Origin of the sequence: Poriferisphaera sp. WC338 (genome assembly GCF_050931845.1) — a bacterium.
Lineage (GTDB): Bacteria > Planctomycetota > Phycisphaerae > Phycisphaerales > Phycisphaeraceae > Poriferisphaera.
In genome coordinates this window covers 395,752-413,833 of sequence record NZ_CP194516.1, presented here as the reverse complement: position 1 = coordinate 413,833, position 18,082 = coordinate 395,752, and the positions used below count along the sequence as shown (strand labels likewise).

General features: G+C 49.9%; 14 protein-coding genes and 1 tRNA gene. 13 read left to right on the top strand and 2 right to left on the bottom strand.

Annotation, left to right across the window (positions count from 1 at the left end; all coding sequences use genetic code 11):
* Positions 1–182 precede the first annotated feature (182 nt).
* The 3 genes from ACQ6WK_RS01700 to ACQ6WK_RS01690 all read left to right on the top strand — a co-directional run bounded on the left by ACQ6WK_RS01700 (position 183) and on the right by ACQ6WK_RS01690 (position 2,651).
* Positions 183–602: a hypothetical protein gene (locus ACQ6WK_RS01700; RefSeq protein WP_432799011.1), complete on the top strand. Its 420-nt coding sequence runs from the start codon at positions 183–185 to the stop codon at positions 600–602.
* 67 nt (positions 603–669) lie between these two features.
* Positions 670–1,683 carry a UDP-glucuronic acid decarboxylase family protein gene (locus ACQ6WK_RS01695; RefSeq protein ID WP_432799010.1) on the top strand — a complete coding sequence of 338 codons (1,014 nt, stop codon included), beginning with the start codon at positions 670–672 and terminating at the stop codon, positions 1,681–1,683.
* A 137-nt stretch (positions 1,684–1,820) separates the two neighbouring features.
* The gene (locus ACQ6WK_RS01690; protein ID WP_432799009.1) at positions 1,821–2,651 is read left to right on the top strand and encodes an SDR family NAD(P)-dependent oxidoreductase; all 831 of its coding nucleotides are present in this window, start codon (positions 1,821–1,823) and stop codon (positions 2,649–2,651) included.
* Between the two features lie 33 nt (positions 2,652–2,684).
* On the opposite strand, the gene ACQ6WK_RS01685 is transcribed toward ACQ6WK_RS01690, so the two are convergent.
* Entirely contained in the window at positions 2,685–3,365 is a 681-nt protein-coding gene (locus tag ACQ6WK_RS01685) for a hypothetical protein (RefSeq protein WP_432799008.1), read from the bottom strand.
* A 325-nt stretch (positions 3,366–3,690) separates the two neighbouring features.
* On the opposite strand from ACQ6WK_RS01685, the gene ACQ6WK_RS01680 reads away from it, so the two are divergent.
* Together ACQ6WK_RS01680 and ACQ6WK_RS01675 are read left to right on the top strand one after the other, a co-directional pair.
* A complete protein-coding gene (locus ACQ6WK_RS01680; RefSeq protein WP_432799007.1) occupies positions 3,691–4,008 on the top strand; it encodes an SRPBCC family protein in 318 nt (105 codons plus the stop codon).
* 188 nt (positions 4,009–4,196) lie between these two features.
* On the top strand, positions 4,197–4,502 hold the full coding sequence (locus ACQ6WK_RS01675) for a 4a-hydroxytetrahydrobiopterin dehydratase (protein ID WP_432799006.1): 306 nt from the start codon (positions 4,197–4,199) through the stop codon (positions 4,500–4,502).
* 201 nt (positions 4,503–4,703) lie between these two features.
* Here ACQ6WK_RS01675 and ACQ6WK_RS01670 read toward each other — a convergent pair whose 3' ends face one another.
* Positions 4,704–5,618, bottom strand: a complete 915-nt coding sequence (locus ACQ6WK_RS01670; RefSeq protein ID WP_432799005.1) for a hypothetical protein — start codon at positions 5,616–5,618, stop codon at positions 4,704–4,706.
* A 275-nt stretch (positions 5,619–5,893) separates the two neighbouring features.
* Between ACQ6WK_RS01670 and ACQ6WK_RS01665 the strand changes: the two genes are divergently transcribed.
* The 8 genes from ACQ6WK_RS01665 to ACQ6WK_RS01630 all read left to right on the top strand — a co-directional run bounded on the left by ACQ6WK_RS01665 (position 5,894) and on the right by ACQ6WK_RS01630 (position 18,036).
* Entirely contained in the window at positions 5,894–6,967 is a 1,074-nt protein-coding gene (locus ACQ6WK_RS01665) for a M42 family metallopeptidase (protein WP_432799004.1), read from the top strand.
* A 97-nt stretch (positions 6,968–7,064) separates the two neighbouring features.
* Positions 7,065–7,138 (top strand) — tRNA-Pro (locus ACQ6WK_RS01660).
* Positions 7,139–7,414: 276 nt separating this feature from the next.
* A complete protein-coding gene (locus ACQ6WK_RS01655) occupies positions 7,415–8,746 on the top strand; it encodes a hypothetical protein (protein ID WP_432799003.1) in 1,332 nt (443 codons plus the stop codon).
* A gap of 529 nt (positions 8,747–9,275) precedes the next feature.
* On the top strand, positions 9,276–11,144 hold the full coding sequence (locus ACQ6WK_RS01650) for a Na+/H+ antiporter NhaC family protein (protein WP_432799002.1): 1,869 nt from the start codon (positions 9,276–9,278) through the stop codon (positions 11,142–11,144).
* Between the two features lie 172 nt (positions 11,145–11,316).
* Positions 11,317–12,024: a CerR family C-terminal domain-containing protein gene (locus tag ACQ6WK_RS01645; RefSeq protein WP_432799001.1), complete on the top strand. Its 708-nt coding sequence runs from the start codon at positions 11,317–11,319 to the stop codon at positions 12,022–12,024.
* A 28-nt stretch (positions 12,025–12,052) separates the two neighbouring features.
* Positions 12,053–13,480 carry an efflux transporter outer membrane subunit gene (locus ACQ6WK_RS01640; protein WP_432799000.1) on the top strand — a complete coding sequence of 476 codons (1,428 nt, stop codon included), beginning with the start codon at positions 12,053–12,055 and terminating at the stop codon, positions 13,478–13,480.
* A gap of 55 nt (positions 13,481–13,535) precedes the next feature.
* Positions 13,536–14,789 carry an efflux RND transporter periplasmic adaptor subunit gene (locus ACQ6WK_RS01635; RefSeq protein WP_432798999.1) on the top strand — a complete coding sequence of 418 codons (1,254 nt, stop codon included), beginning with the start codon at positions 13,536–13,538 and terminating at the stop codon, positions 14,787–14,789.
* Positions 14,790–14,862: 73 nt separating this feature from the next.
* A complete protein-coding gene (locus ACQ6WK_RS01630; protein ID WP_432798998.1) occupies positions 14,863–18,036 on the top strand; it encodes an efflux RND transporter permease subunit in 3,174 nt (1,057 codons plus the stop codon).
* Positions 18,037–18,082 lie beyond the last annotated feature (46 nt).

The window sequence follows — 18,082 nt, the reverse complement described above, 5'->3', positions numbered from 1 at the left end:
CTGTGTGTAGACACCCATCTTACTGGACTTTGGAAGGCGAGCCATTGGGCAAGCGGGCGGCATGCCGATATCCTATTCTGAATAAACCGTGATGCGATATGCAGCTACTGGGTGATTTGTTTGGCCGTACGTGTCACAAGAAAGATGAAATCATTGATTGCGCTAGAAGGAGATGCCTTGCGATGGGCGATGCACCAAAAATCACTGGGCCGATCAGCGGCGGCGAGTTGAAGAAGCAAAACGGCGAAATGATTGTCCTGAAAGTTCCACACACAGACTATGAGTTACACCTCGTAGCCACGGGTGATGTGAAGCCGGACGCCCAAAACACCATCGATGGCGTGATCCGAGCCGAAGCATTACGGGTTGATGTAATAGAAGCAGGCGGCCGATATATCGAACCTGTCTACGGGCGACCACGCCGCGTGCAAGGCAATATCATCGGCGGCGATGTGGACAAAAATGAGATCATCGTCAACGCTGGCGGCGCTTCAGTCACCGCAAAACTGATGGATCTGCAAAAGGCAGGCGATTTTATGATCGGCCAAAACGTGAGCTTTGACGTAAAGGCCGGCGCGACATTTGAACAAGCAAGCGCCTAATCGCAAACAAATATGGCACTTCACCCCAAGCCACAGTGGCATGAAAGGGTAGTACTTGATGGCAGAGATGATGAAACGAATTCTTGTGACAGGCGGTGCGGGTTTTTTAGGCTCACACTTGTGTGATCGACTTGTCGCACAGGGGCACGATGTAATCTGCCTCGACAACTTTTTTACCAGTCAGAAATCAAACATTAAACACCTGCTCACCGAGCCGAACTTTGAGCTTGTCCGCCACGATGTGACGCACCCCATCTGGCTCGAAGTTGATGAGATTTACAACCTTGCCTGCCCAGCCTCGCCCGTGCATTACCAGTACAACCCGATCAAAACCATGAAGGTTTCCGTCATGGGCGCGATCAATATGCTGGGCCTTGCTAAACGCTGCGGCGCAAAAATTTTCCAAGCCTCCACCAGTGAAGTCTACGGCGACCCCGATATACACCCCCAACCGGAGTCCTATCGCGGCAACGTCAACCCCATCGGTGTTCGCTCTTGCTATGACGAAGGTAAGCGAGCCGCTGAAACACTGTTCTTCGACTATTGGCGATCCAACAACGTCAACATCCGCGTCGTCCGCATCTTCAACACCTACGGCCCACGCATGCACCCATATGATGGCCGCGTCGTCTCAAACTTCATCCTTCAAGCCATCAAGGGTGAGGATATCACGCTCTATGGCGATGGTTTGCAAACAAGGTCCTTCTGCTACGTCGATGACCTCATTAACGGCTTCCTCAAACTCATGGCAGCCCCCGATGACTGCCCCGGCCCAATCAATATTGGCAATCCCGGCGAATTCACCATCAAGCAACTTGCTGAACTCATCATCGAACTTACTGGCTCAAGCTCGAAACTCGTCTACATGCCACTACCACAAGACGACCCCACACAACGTAAACCCGACATCACACTCGCTAAAGAAAAACTCGGCTGGCAGCCTACCGTTGAACTACGTGATGGGTTAACCAAAACTATCGAGTACTTTGCCTCACTCGACCTCTCCAAATACCGTAAACCCACGGGGCACACCGCGCATTGCAGCACAGAAACAGATGAAAAAATGCGCACGCTCTCTTAAAGCAATGCATAAATAAATACAATGTAATAAGCCCGCACCTATGCGGGTTTTTTTATATTGTGATTATCTTCACCTGTGCTCATCAATTACCTACACTGTCTTAAGAGATTGCTTTCATCACAGGCAAGGACCACAATATGAGCACACCTTACGACTTCGATCTAACCGGCCAAGTAGCACTCATCACCGGTGGGGCTTCAGGCATCGGCAAAGCGATAGCTGAAGCTTTCATCACACGCGGTGCCAAAGTGCTCATTGGCTCCCGCACTCAAGATAAAGTCGAACAAGCTGCAGCCGAACTCGACGCCATCGCAGATCATTCCGGCGACGACCCTGTTGCCGCGGGTATCAGTCTGGACGTCACCAATGATGCTTCCGTCGAACGCGCTGTCCGCAAAGCTATCGATCTTTTCGGCTCATTACATATCGTCGTTAACAGCGCTGGACACATGCTACGTAAACCAACCTTTGAACTCACACCGGATGAAATCAACGCCATGTTCGACGCGCACGTCACTGGATCGCTCCGCACATCCATCACCGCCGGGCATATCTTTCGCGAACAACATCAAGGCTGCATCATCAACATCGCCTCAATCTCTTCCTTTGTCGCACTCACCGAAGTCACCGCCTATGCCACCTCCAAAGCCGCTGTCCTTGGCCTCACGCGATCGCTTGCCTGCGAATGGGCCAAGTACGGCATCCGCATCAATGCCATCGCCCCCGGCTTCATCCCCACCAATATCAATCGCCACATAATCGAAAACACCGACCGTGGCAGGCGCATCATCGAAGGTACCCCCACTGCACGCTTTGGCGAAACCAAAGAAATTGCTGGCGCCGCCGTATTTTTGGCTTCAAAGGCAGCCTCTTTCGTCAACGGGCAAACCATCACCATCGACGGCGGGTACACCGCATCCGGCATTACCGATTCGTTCGCTGCATGGGCCACACCGACTGAATCATAATTCTTTTCTTGTTAGATACACCCTACCCATTTATCAAGCAGCATCACGTTCACCATCATTGGACATCGCGTCAAGATTACCCCGCGCGATCGTGCTGCCGCATTCCGGACATGTTGGCCCCATGCTACCGCGAAGATCATATCCACACCGCCAACATCGTAAATTCGGCCGGTACGGATTCTTTGTCCACATCCGAATCTGATCACACTGCACCTCGCGGAGATCCCGTCGCTCAATCGCCACCACCACACCGCTTAATAATAAATGCAACTCCACATGTTTGCGTCGCCACCGCAAACCAACCTGCCACCAAGGATAAAAACGTTGTGGCTCTCCAGACTGCGACCACCGTACCCCATGCCGATTCAGTAACACTGTTTGATTTAGATATTGCCCGTGAGATGCAATCATCTTCGTAAGCTCGCGGCGATATCGGATGTACCTAAGTGTAAAAAGTGCCGTACCCAGCACCACGCTCCCCATTAACGCAAACCCACCAATGAGTACGCGCCCCCACTGTCCCTCTTCTGCATAAAACAGTTGACTACTACCCCATATCACACATGAGCCCAGCATCAGTATCGCCATACCGATAAACGCAAGCGTCTTACGACGTGTGGGCAAAAACCCATGACGTTGACTCGACAGCCACGGCTTATGCAAATCTATCTTCCGCCGACAACAAACACTCTCCATACACTTATAGATCGACATCTCCGCCATCAATCTGAGCCATCGCGGTTGTAGGGATTGCCGCGTCTTATTCGGCCGACTTGTCTATAGTCATGCTCCATTCTATTTAAAACTGCCACTTGAAAAGCCGATCTTAATCACACATCATAGAGTAAGCCTCAGCCCTGAATGTTCACATACCTGTGTCCGCCAAAGGAGCACGATCATCGCTGCCACTGAACTAAAAATCATCACTGAAATCAGCGCACCAATCGAAATCTGTTTCGACCTTGCAAGAAATATTGACTTCCACACCAAGTCCGTCGAAGGTGCGAAGGAAAAAATCATCGGTGGCAAAACCACGGGTATGCTCGAACTCGGCGATATCGTCACTTGGCAAGCCACACACTTTGGTATCCAGCAAGCCTTCACCTCAAAGATCACAGCCATGGATACACCACACTTCATGCAAGACACCATGACCGAGGGCGCCTTCAAAAGCTACGTCCATGATCATCATTTCGAATCGTCCGCAGACAATCAAACGCGTATGACTGATGTCATTCGATATGAGATCCCGATGTGGGCCATCGGCCGCCTCGCTGGCGCCGCTTTCATGGATAAGTATTTAACCGAACTCATCCAGTCTCGCTGCAACGCTATCAAAGCCCACGCCGAATCATAAACCCCTGTTTTCCTAGATAATCTTGCATACACAGCTACACCAGAAGCATCTTCATGTGAGCGGCCGCTCACTCATTCATATCACATTTCTCACCATAACCACATCTTTCCCCTCGCGTCGACCTCCCACCCTCGCATACCATATACCGACTAAACAAAAACACGATAGAAACATAATGGAGATGCACCATGCCAAACCCCACCCCCGCTTTATCCGAAAAACAGATCAATCAAGCCCTCTCCGACCTCCCTGGCTGGTCTTACGATGACGCCAAAATCAGCAAGACATACCGCTTCAAACATTTCAAAGAAGCCCTCTCGTTCATCGTCCGCCTCAGCTTCGAAGCAGAAGCCATGAACCATCACCCTGAAATCTTCAACGTCTACAGCACCGTCAAAATTTCACTCAACACACATGATGCCGGCAACAAAGTCACCGAGAAAGATATTCAACTCGCCAAACACATCGAATCACTCAATTGGCTTCCCGACTGATCGCCACACACACAAGCCCACACATTCAATGTGTGGGATCTTTTTGCGCATCAACACTTCCCAATCATAGCCATGTCCACCACCATCACACCAACAAGTCAAACTATAAAAAAGCTACTCACACATCAGCCCGGGATCGTCGGCATCTGTATGAGCAGCAAGCATGGGTCAAATTTTTATCACATCAATAATGCATCAATTTCAATTCGCCGCGGCCAAAGTTTCATTCATCCGCTTATACGTCTGATGATCTTGTACACGTGCGGTAATCTCAATCTTGTCATCCCCCACCATCTTCAAACTCTGCACACGTAATCGGCGACAATGTTTCAACTCCAACACTGGCTTAAATTCAAAATATTCTAACTCACCAATCTTTTCACCGAGCTCTCTCGCACGAGCCAACGTCTCACCATCACCACCTCGCGAGGCAACCCAATCCGCCATACCACTGATGGGCATAGGCACACGGCCAGCATCCAAATCCGACAGCGATAATGCCGCCATCCCATCCGATTGAAAACTCAGATCAAAGTAAGCACTGAACACCTGTGAGATATATTCAGTGTCATAAGAAAAAGCTAGCACCAACTGCTCGCCGTCCATCGCAATCATTGGTTCCACAATCTCTACTGGCATTTCATAACCACGATCACTCATCCATTTCGGTAACTGCGACGCGACTATCGCATTCATCTCATCCACCGTCAGCTGAATCGTCTTTAACTCATCAACCAGTACATCCTCCGGATTAACCAAACGACTTTCTCCGTCTCGACGCAACAAAGACGATAACCCGCCAATATATGCTTCAGATTCGTTTTCACCGAAATCCTCATCGCTGACAAGATCTTGATAAACCAGCGATTCAATCTTAGCCATCACATCCGCAACGATCGTTTCACGTTGCTCCGGAGTTGTCCGCTTTAGAAAAACCTGATATTGCTTCCAATGTTCCGGCTCACTCTGAAGCAGTGCATAGAGAACAACCGCACCACCAACGGCTAGCAGCACCACACATGCCAAACCGCGTGTCACAAACCAAACAAAGCCGCGTTTCTTACACGTTCGCAATTCTGAAGAAGAATGGTTGCCCTGGTTCTGATCGTTATCCAAAATTTTCTCCCTGTATCTCACTTACTACCAACTGGCCAGCAAGGTGAAATACTGCCCCAATGATGCTTACCTCTATCACACGGAATTAACCAATACACCCGCAAACATGACAAGGGCATAAAACAGGTTGTTTGGTCACAACTGGCTTACTTTGATGATCCTGTAGCTTGTAGCGATTACAACGATTCCGAAACAAATCTTATACCTCCCCCGCATGCAGAATTTCATCTCAATCCACCATAGCCGCCTCTATCACCTTGCGGTATAGTGTCGGCATGGATCTACAACTCTTAGAACAACTGACCACGACCCCGGGCGTTGCCGGCCGCGAACACCGTATCCGCAACTTCATCGCCGACCAAACCGCTGACCTCTTCGATGAATCCTTCGTCGACGAGCTCGGCAATCTCCACGGCATCCTCCGCCCTAAACCCAAACCGTCCAAATCCAAAAAGAAAAAGAACACCGCCGCCCCCAAGAAGATCATGATCGCTGCCCACATGGACCAGATCGGTTTCATGGTCCGGCACGTCGGTGATGATGGTTTTCTCCGCCTGCAAAACATCGGCGGATTCGATCCGCGCAACCTCTTTGCCCGCGTCGTCACCGTCCACCCCGACCTAAACGATCCGCGCAAAGACCTTGATGGCATTATGAATCCTGAAGGCCGCCCGATTCATATCGCCACCGAGGATGAAAAGAAGAAGATCCCCGATGTCTCCGAGTTCATCGTTGACCTCGGCCTCGCCCCCGCTGCGGTCAAAAAGAAAATCAAGATCGGCGACATGGTCACCCTCAAAGCCCCCGTCTATCAAATTGGCAACCTAATCTGCTCACAATGCCTCGATAACCGCATCGCTTCTTACATCGCCATCCGCGCATTGCGCAATCTTAAATATCATGCTTGCGAAATCCACATGGTCTTTACCGTACAGGAAGAGGTTGGCCTTCGTGGTGCTGGGCCAGCTGTCTACCAGGTCCAACCTGATGTCGCCATCTCTCTGGATACCACTGTCTGTTGCGATCTTCCCGGCGTACCTCCCAAGGACCGCTGCACCATCTCCGGTGATGGCGTTGGACTCAACGTCTTGGACAGCGCCGCCATTGTCGATTTCGAACTCCTCGAGGAATTCGACGCACTCGCCAAGCAGAAAAAAATCAAGGCCCAACGCACCATGCTCCACCGCGGTGGTACAGATGCCGGCCCACTCCAGCGCACCGCCGCCGGCTCCCGTGTCATGACCATCCTGACACCCACCCGATATATCCACACCGTCACCGAGGCTGTGCATAAAAATGATGTGGCCGCCGCCGAAAAGCTGCTGATAGCCTATCTGGAGCGTGCATAAACCCTCTTTTGCCAGACTCATAATCGCCTATATTCGCAACTTGTCCCCTACCCTGACACAGCCCTCAGCTTTTGTTATAATCCTCGACCTCACACCACGGGGTGTAGCTCAGCTTGGCAGAGCGCCTGGTTTGGGACCAGGAGGTCGTAGGTTCAAATCCTATCACCCCGATTAACGAAAAATGACTCACCTTTTGGTGGGTCATTTTTTGTTGATGTGGCAATTGCATTGAACCTACGACAGAATGTCAAGTGCAGCGAAAGCATTCATCGGAGATTCATTCCGACCGCAGGGAGGTGCCGCGAATCAGGCGTAGCCTGCGAGTGCAATCCTGTCACTCGATATAGAAAGACTCGCCCCGACTTTCCATGAGTTAACTGAAATACTATCCTGAATCTGAGACTCATAACCTAAAAAGCAGCCATCTAATTCCGGAAATACAAACATATGGATCGCAAGCACCTCGAATATTATCCGGCATGCAAGGGACATCTTTATTGGGATACTGACGGAACACAACACAAAGTCGCAATCGCGTTCACTGTCGAAGTAGATCTATCAGGAGAAATTCACATTGCAATAGAAGATCAGCCACTTAGCAATAAGAATTTTGAGATATTAAAAGTACATCACGGCTCATCTCGAATCGTTCAACCACTAAAGCTTGAAGGTCACAATCAGGAAGGACTAGTTTTCCAGAGCAATGCAATACATCTCACGAATGCTGGAACAACAAGCACTCCAAACAAAGCAACTCTTAAGCTAACTGCAAAAGCACAGCAACTCACAGTATACACTGCAGATGATACTGACGATTCAGCGGGTTCATATCAAGCCGAGTATTTGGTTGTCGGCCTACAATGGTTTCATGGTACAATATTCTCAATCGCAGAAGAAAAAATTGAAATTTCCGGTACAGTTAACCCTGAAGATTTTTCGAAAATTACAGGATCCATCATCATTCGATCATCCTCTAATGAACGAACATTTAGCGAATGGCTAAACGTAGCAGACTCAACAGTAGATCGAATCCTCGATGTTGTATCTTTTGCCGACGGCCACTTCATGCGCCCGAGTACAAGGCGCGCCTTCAAAGACAAGACGCTCGCACAAATAGACTTCACAGGTAAAGGAAGAGGATCAAAACCATATATGCCGCCGTTGCACCCCCTTAATTACAACGAAAGTTTACCACCACTCATACAGGCGTACACACAAGAATGTATCGATAAGACCGGAATTAATGTCGCAATTGAATGGCACCTAATGCCACATTTATACAATGAAGCCCGATTCATCTCACAAATGACTGCAATCGAGCACTTGATTCACATTTTCTCCAAACAATCGTCTGATTCAACTTACATCAATAAGAATATCTTTAGAAACGACATCGCTCCCAAAATAACCGATACTCTAAAACAAGAACTTACTAAGATTCCATTGAATGATGAGAAAAGAGAAAATGCTGTTCAGGAGATGGGCCAAAACCTTAAAGGAATTAACCGTCGCAGTTTGCGATCAAACCTGGACAGAATGATGCTCGCCTATGACGTGCCACTTGACGATCTAGAAGATATAATAGGGTCGCTTATCGAAATGCGCAATGGCATTGTTCATCGCGGCCTATCTGATTCAAAAAATGGAAAATTGAGCAAACGGGTAGCAGAAGCGGAAGAATTGCTTAGACGAATCATCCTCGCCATACTTGGCTTCAATGGTCGGTATACATGCTGGCTCAATAAAATAGAAGACAAAGAATTTCGGAATACCGTGTAATCCACTTACCCTACGCCAGGGCAATTACACATCAACGGTTTACATTGAAAATACTCTAAAATAGACATGCCAATAGCGAACCCATCCAGCCTTAAAATTTCTCGGATAGTATACATATCCCTGATTCTTTTAGTCCCACTCAATGAAAATCGACCCCAGCAAAAGCCAGAGCCGATGAAAAGACTCCAATCGCCTGTTCTACCTCTACCCATAAAATCAAGACGATGACAATTGATTGCCTTGCCTTCAATCAGTATCCCATCTTATGATCCCGATCTAACAAATCATTGCAGATCGCATCATGCTATAGTGTCATCTGAAGAAACATTAGAGATTATGCGTATCATCGAACTCGCAAATACTGCCCATAGTTAATCGCTGGATAGGCACGTTTTTTTCTCCACATTCCACGCCAGCTTCATTACACTGATACCCAATCAGATCACGTAGAACTCCTCTCTACTGATTCACCTTCTTGTATATAAACAGATTCTTCAGCGGAGTGATGAAAAACAAAGGGATCGCTCACTTGAAACGCAAATCTCAAGATGATGCCATCAAAAAACACATGAAAGAACATCCCACACCTGAAATCGCCACACCTGAAATCGAACCTCCAGCCTTACCACCCGAGCTTGAAAGCCGAAGTGCTAGCTTACGCAAATACCTCACCATCATCACGATCCTCGTCAGCCTCGGCCTTGGCTTGTACACCCATTACTATGTCACCCCAAGCTGGCATGTCCAAGAAATTTCTTTACAAGCCCACACAAACGAAGACGGCAGCGTCTACTACATTCAGCGCGGTAAGCATGTCCAAATGGGCAGCCCTACCGCTTATGATCAGTCGGCCATCGCACCACACAATATCGGAGAAGCCGACACCACAGGCCAATCCAAAATCACTGATTACTATTATAAAGAGGTCGCTGCATCTGATGGCTCCATCGCAAAACAATATGGACAACTCATCGCACAACGGCACTTCGGCCTCTTCTCACTTCTACCAGCCGCCGTCGCAATCATCCTTTGCCTTGCCACGCGCGAACCACTCAGCGCTCTTTTCTGCGGCATCCTCGTTGGCGCTTTCATGCTCGGGCAATTCGACATCACCGGTGATGTTTTCATCGGCAACCTTACCAGCGCATCGGCTGTCTCCATCCTCATCCTCTACCTTTGGCTACTCGGCGGACTACTCGGCATCTGGTCGCGCACCGGAGCAGCACAAGCCTTCGCGCAGCTCATGACCAAGCACTTTGTGCGCGGTCCCAAATCTGCAAAATTCGTCACTTGGCTCCTTGGTGCCATCTTCTTCCAAGGCGGGACCATGTCGACCGTTCTCGTCGGCACTACCGTCAAACCCCTTGCAGACAAACAAAAAGTCTCACACGAGGAACTCTCATACATCGTCGACTCAACCGCTTCGCCGATTGCGGTATTGATCCCCTTCAACGCATGGCCGTTCTATGTACAAGCCTTTCTGTTTGTACCGGGCGTCGCCTTCCTCGCCACCGAAGAAGATCGTATCCGCTTCTTTTTCCTCTCCATCACGCTCAGCTTCTACGCGCTCTTCGCGGTCATTGGCACATTCCTACTTTCTATGGACAAAACGTTTGTCGTGACGAAGCGCATGAAGGATGCCATGCACCGTGCCCGTACCACCGGCCAACTCAACGCCCCAGACGCCAAACCACTCTCTACTAAGGAACTTGAAACCACCCACATTCCCGCAGGCTACAAGCCCACCGCTTTTGAATTCATCTTCCCACTCATCGTTCTCATCGGTATCGCCATCACCTCACACATCATCACTGGAAGCCCCAACGTGCAATGGGCCTTTGGTGCCGCACTTGCCGTTGCCGTCGTCTCTGCCCTCTTCCGTGGCATGTCACTCAATAATGTCATCGAAGGTATCGGCGACGGACTCAAAGGTATCGTCACCGCATCGGTCATCCTTATGTTTGCGCTCATCATCGGCAACATGGCTAAAGCCACCGGCGGCGGGCAATACCTCGTCGCCCTTCTTGCCGACTCAGTCCCCCATTGGATCATCCCTGCCGCCTTTATGATCCTCGCCATGATCATTGCTTTCTCTACCGGCACATCCTTCGGCACCTTCGCTGTCGCTTTCCCGCTCGCCATGCCACTCGCTTGGGCCATCGCTCAATCCACCGGCATCGAACATCCACAGTTTTTCATGATGGTTTGTTTTGCCGCCGTCCTCAACGGCGCAGTCTACGGCGACCAATGTTCTCCTATCTCCGACACCACCATCCTCTCCTCCATGACCACCGGCACCGACCTCATGGATCACGTTCGCACCCAGCTTGCACCAGCCAGTATTGCAGCCACGCTCGCCATCATTTCATGGACCGCGCTGGTGGTTATTTTTGCGTAAAACGTTCACAGAAACCCCCAAACCATATTTCGCACAAACATCTATCTATCAAATAGTTGCATCTTGCTAATTCTATCGGTGCTGTAATATCACACTGTTATAAACGTTGTTCTATCAATCCGCTTCAAAACAACCTTTTCAAATGGTTGTTTTAATTGTATATTTAGTTTTTATGATTACTGAAATCCCTGCTAGCACCAGCGATCTGGCACTGCCCAACGTTAGCCCAGACCTCCCCACCAAGGAAAGGTTGTTGATTGCCGCTGGGTACATCTTCGCCTGCAAGGGCTATCAAGATGCGACGATTGCTGAAATTTCTCAGCTTGCCTCAGCAAACATTGCTGCGGTCAACTATCACTTTAAAGATAAACACTCGCTCTACGCAGAAGCCATTCACGTCGCCTTCGAAAAAGCCAGAGACAAATACAAACCCAATGGCAACCTCCCCACAGATGCGCCTGCTGAGCAAAGGCTCCGCGCCCGTATCACAGCCATTTTGAGTTCGCACTTTGATAACTCTGAAGCAAGCTATTTTCGGCGGATCATCGTCTGGGAAATGTCTAACCCCTCTGATAATTTCAAGAACCTCATTGCACCCCACCTAACCCCCCTCAAGCAACAACTCCATGATATGCTTGCAGATCTACTCGGCCCCACAGCAACCCCGCGAGACATCCAGCTTTGCAGTTTCTCTATCATTAGCCAATGTCATTCCCCCCTGCTCCGCAAACACATGCACCCCGCACATATATCCACGGAATCCTACACACCTGATCAGATTCAATATTTGATTAACCACGTGACCGAATTTTCGCTCGCAGGCATCAAAATGATGCGTATCAAACGTGAACAACAGGTAGCAACCACAGGAGAGATTTAATCCCTTGATCTGCCATCAAATACATCACATGCCCCGCACACAGACTGCCATCTTAAAAGTTGCTTTCGTGTCAATGATCGCATTACTTGCAAGTAGTTGCATCACTGCACCCGAGTCACCCTTGCAACCGATCAACATGCCGACCACCTTCTCACAATCCTCCAGCCCTTCCGCTCAACCCCTAGAAACGCAGTGGTGGCTTTCTTTTCAGGACAAACAACTTAACGCACTCATCGACACCGCCCTCACCAACAACTTCAACATCAAATCCGCATGGGCGCGTATCGATCAATCCGCCGCAATCGCCCGACAATCTTCCGCCTCGCTTTTTCCTTCACTCGACGGCACCGGCCGGACGTCTCGATCACGCAACGAGATCAACTCACCATCCAACCCCGGCCAGCCCGCAACCACCACCTATAGCAATTCGTTCTCCCTCGGACTGACCGCTTCTTACGAGATTGATCTCTGGGGTCGCATCCGCGCTACCGCAAACGCAGCAAATCTCGACAACCAAGCCGTCGTATTCGACCTGCAAACCACGGCTATTTCTCTCTCAGCACAAATCGCGGACACTTGGTACAACCTCATCGATCAAAACGCGCAGTGTGCCCTGCTTGAGCAGCAAATCAAAACCAATCAGCAACATCTGGACATCCTCTCCGAACGATTCAACCGCGGCCTCGTCGGTGCTCCTGATGTCCTGCAACAAGAACAGCTGCTCGAATCAACCCGCACCGAAAAAATCCGCGCCGACCTGCAATCCAAAATCCTTCAGCACCAACTCTCCGTCCTCCTCGGCGAAGCTCCCACCGCCAAAACATTCGCCACCCCTGATCAGTTCATCACACTACCCAACCTGCCCGACACCGGATTGCCTGCGGATCTTTTAACCAAACGCCCTGACTTGCAAGCGGCATTCACAAGACTTCAATCTTCTAACCAACGTATCGCCGCCGCTATTGCCGATCAGTATCCTCGTCTTTCTATCACAGCATCCACCTCTACCGATTCAGTTCATATACGTGATCTCTTCGACAATTGGCTCGCCACCATAGCTGCAAACATGGCGGCCCCAATCTTTGATGGGGGGCGCCGCGCCGCAGTCGTTGATCAAAACAAAGCGACTGCACAACAAAACTTTTATACCTACGCGCAAACAACCCTCACTGCATTGCAGGAAGTCGAAGACGCCCTCGCACGTGAACAACATCAGCGAAACATTCTAGCCTCGATTCAATCTCGTGAACGAATCGCGTCTCAGGTCGCCGACCAGCTTTACCAAAATTATCTCAAAGGGGCAGAAGATTTTCTTCGCGTGCTCACCGCACAGCAATCCCTCCAACAACTCCAACGTCAACGGCTCTCCGCCAACCGCGACATGATTCAATCACGCATCGCACTCTGCCGCGCAATCGCAGGCCCCCCACCACTCACGAAACCCCTTGAAAAATAACCTAAAACATGAACAACGACCCCGTGAATGACTACCTTCACGAGAGAGACATCAGATGACAACAACACCCACACAAGAGATTCAACCCAACTCTGATACCACCCCCACCATACCACCGCGCCAAAAAGGCCCGATGCAGAAAATTCTTGCTTTCACAGTCAAAAGCATCATCACCCTTGCCATAATTACCGCAGGCATCCTTGCCGCCTATCAGCTTTATGTCACCAAACCCAAAGCTGCGAAAAAACCTAAGCCCACACTCCCCACACTCGTGACAACACAAAACATGTCACCACAATCGTTCACCGTTACCGTCGAAGCCTTCGGCACGGTAGAACCTGCACGCACCATCGACATCCAGCCTCGCGTCACTGGCGTGATCACTAGCATCCACCCTAATCTTGTTCCGGGGCAGTTTCTCCCCGCAGATCAGGTCATCGCCAATATCGAAGCCGATGATTACAAGATTGCCAAAGTACAACGAGAAGCCGATCTGATTAAAGCAACTTCTGATTTGCAAATTGAGAAAGGCCGCCAGTCCGTCGCAGAACGTGAATACAACATGCTTGCAAACACCAGCGAACTAGCAGAGGACGACAAAGCGCTCATCCTTCGCAAGCCACAAAACCAGATCGCAGAAGCCAACATCCTCTCTGCTCAAAATGCACTGGATCGAGCCGAGCTTGATCTTGCTCGCACCACCATCCATGTACCCTTCAATGCAACAGTCATGCAGAAACATACCGACCTAGGCGCCTTGGTTTCGCCAAGTACACGCATCGTCTCCCTCATTGGTACCGATCAATATTGGCTACGCCTACTCGTCCCAACAAACGATCTTAAATGGATTTTTTCCTCTGAAAACAAAAATCATAGCGCAACCATCTTCAACGATTATGCATGGAAGCATCTTGCAAAAAATTCCCGCAATGCGACCGTCGCACAACTCGCGCCAGAGCTTGAAATCAAAGGCCGCCTCGCACAGATCATTCTCACCGTAGATGATCCTCTTGCTCTGAAACCACAGAATGCAGACCAACCCAAGCTACTCATCAGCATGTATGTCCGCTCAATTATCACCGGCCCAACACTCGACAATGTTTATGTCATACCCCGCAAAGCGGTTCATGATAACAACACCGTTTGGATTATGAACAGTGAAAATAAGCTCGACATCCGTACCATCGATCCAATTTGGGAGAACGATCAGTACATGATCACTCGCTCTGCCTTGCAACCAAATGATCAATTGGTCATCTCTAACATTGCAACACCCTCGGCCGGCATAACGCTGAAAATAGCGAAATGAGAATCAATGTTTAAGCCTCTTTTGTGCTTCATCCCAATAACCGATCACGACAAGATGACGAGCAATCCATCCAATGAAAACCCCCACGCTTAAACCTGAAGAACGACGCGGCCCAATCGCATGGATGGCTGGTAATTCCGTCGCCGCTAATCTCATCATGGTTGTCCTCTTGATCGGTGGAGCACTCTTCGCATTCACTGCCAACCAGGAAGTCTTCCCAGAATTTGAACTCGACGTTGTCAATGTCTCAGTCGCCTACCCCGGCGCATCCCCCGAGGAAGTTGAGAACGGAATCGTCCTTGCCATTGAAGAATCCATCCGCGGCATCAGCGATATCAAAGAAGTCACTTCATCGGCACGCGAAGGGGCCGGTTCGGTATCCGCAGAACTGATTACTGGTGTCGATGCACAAAAAACCTACCAAGATATTAAAACCGCCATCGACCGGATCACAACGTTTCCAGAAGAAGCTGAGCGGCCCACAGTCACGCTTGCAGAACGAAAGCACAGTGTGTTAAAGGGTGTTATCCACGGCCCTGTATCAGACAAGCTACTTCGAGAAATTGCGGAACAGGTTCGTGTACGACTTCTCGACTCACCGAACATTACGCAGGTTGATATTGCCTGGGGCAAACCACTTGAAATTTCGATTGAGGTTCCAAAGGACACACTGCGCGCGTATAACCTGACACTCAATCAAGTCGCCCAGCGCATCCAACGGGCAGCCATTGAACTACCCAGCGGTGGCATCAAAACCACCGGCGGTGAGATTCTACTTCGTGTTGACGAACGCAAGGAGCTTGGCAGTGAGTTCGCAGAAATCCCAATCATTACTACCTCGCAAGGTTCCGCGGTTTTATTGAAAGATATCGCGATCATTAAAGATGATTTTGAAGATGTGGACATGGTGTACACATACGAAGGGGAGCCCGCAATTCAGTTGAATGTATTTCGCGTAGGGAATCAGTCACCACGATCTGTTTCACAAGCATTTCAGAACCTAATGCCAGAGATACAAGCAGCACTTCCGCCAGGTATTGTCATCGATATCGAAGAAGATGATTCAATTATTCTTGATCAGCGTATCGATCTGCTAACGCGCAATGCCTACATCGGCTTGTCCCTTGTCTTTATTTTCCTCGGTATTTTTCTTGAAGCACGACTGGCGTTCTGGGTGATGCTTGGCATCCCGATCTCATTCATGGGAGCCTTCCTATTCCTGCCGACGATGGATGTGTCAATCAACATGATTTCACTTTTTGCATTTATCATTGCACTCGGGATTGTTGTTGATGATGCAATTGTCGTTGGCGAATCAGTCTATGAATATCACCAACGCGGCATGTCCTTTAAAGATGCTGCCATCCGCGGCACGCGCGAAATTGCAGTACCGATCACTTTTTCAATTCTGACAAATATCGTCGCCTTCCTACCAATGGCACTCGTACCAGGACGGATGGGTAAAATCTTCCGCGTTATTCCGATTGTGGTCATCATTGTCTTCCTCATCTCACTTTTTGAATCACTCTTTATCCTCCCTGCCCACCTCGCACATCAAAAAGACGCACGCACCAAAATCGGCGCATGGTTCCATCACAAACAACAAGCCTTCTCTCACGGTTTCGTCCATTTCGTCAAATCAACCTATGGCCCCTTCCTCCGATTCAGCCTCAACAACCGGTACATCGTCCTCGCCACTGGCATTGCGGTCCTTGCGATTACGCTTGGTTATGTCATCTCAGGCCGCACAGGCCTTGTGCCCATGCCGCGTGTCGAAGCGGATGCTGCAGCTGTCACTGCAGTTCTGCCCTACGGCTCGCCCATCAAAGACACTACCATCGTCCGCGACCGTATCGCCGCAGCAGCAGAACGCGTCGCCGAAAAACACGGCGGTGGCATCCTCCTCGAAAACCTTGCAGCCGGCATCGGCGGCTCCGCCCACAAAACGTCCGGCCCTCACGTCGCCGAAGTCGTTGCTTACCTTTCTGATCCCGACACCCGCCCAATCTCCACCTCACAATTCATCAAAGAGTGGCGTAAAGAAACCGGCGCTATCCCCGGCCTCGAATCACTCACCTTTGAATTCGACCGCATGGGGCCTGGCTCCGGCCAATCACTCACCATCGAACTATCACATGCAGACAACGAAGTTCTGCGTGCCGCATGCGCCGACCTTGCAAACGCGCTCCAACAATTCCCCAACGTCTCGGACATCAATGACGGCTTCCTCCCCGGCAAAAAACAACTCAGCTTTACCATGCGACCCGAAGGACGCGCCCTTGGCCTCACTGCAGCAGATGTTGCTGTTCAGGTCCGTAGTTCTTTTTACGGCGCAGAAGCACTTCGCCAGCAACGCGACCGCAACGAAATCAAAATCATGGTCCGCTTACCTAAAGAAGAACGCATCTTCGAAAATCAGCTAAACCAATTACTTCTTCGTTCGCCAGAAGGTACAGAAATCCCTTTGTATGAAGCAGTCAACGTTGATATTGGCCGCGCCTATACCACTATTGACAGGCGCAACGGACGCCGCGTGGTGAACGTCACCGCCAACGTTACACCAGACCGTGAGACCCCAGTTATCTTAGATTCTGTCAAAGCATCTATCATGCCAAATGTGCTGACAAAGTATCCGAATCTCTCATACTCTTTTGAAGGTAAAGCAGCGGAGCTATCTGACTCCATGACAGCACTTGCACTTGGATTTGTCCTCGCAACCTTTGGCATCTATGCGCTTCTCGCCATCCCCTTCCGATCATACATCCAACCCGCCATCATCATGACCGCCATACCTTTCGGAATCGTCGGCGCCATCATCGGACATATCATCATGGGCTATGCTATCTCTATCATCTCCATGATGGGCATCGTTGCTCTCACCGGTGTGGTCGTCAATGACTCGCTTGTTCTCATCGATTATGCCAACCGCCTTTACCGTTCAGGCACACCAGCTCACGATGCGATCCAACTTGCTGGCATCCGCAGATTTCGACCCATCATGCTTACCACAATTACCACTTTTGGTGGCCTCGCCCCTATGATTTTCGAAACCTCCATCCAAGCAAAATTCCTCATCCCCATGGCCATCTCACTCGGCTTCGGTATCCTCTTCGCTACCTTTATCTCACTCATGCTCGTCCCCTGCCTCTACCTCATCATCGAAGACATTAAGAGCCTCGTACTTGGCACACCTATTGAAATTGCTATCGATAGGAGCAAAAAAGCCGAAGAAGTTCTCGCAGAATAACCCCCCTAAGTTCTTTAGATGTATTGATTAATAATAAAAAATCCGA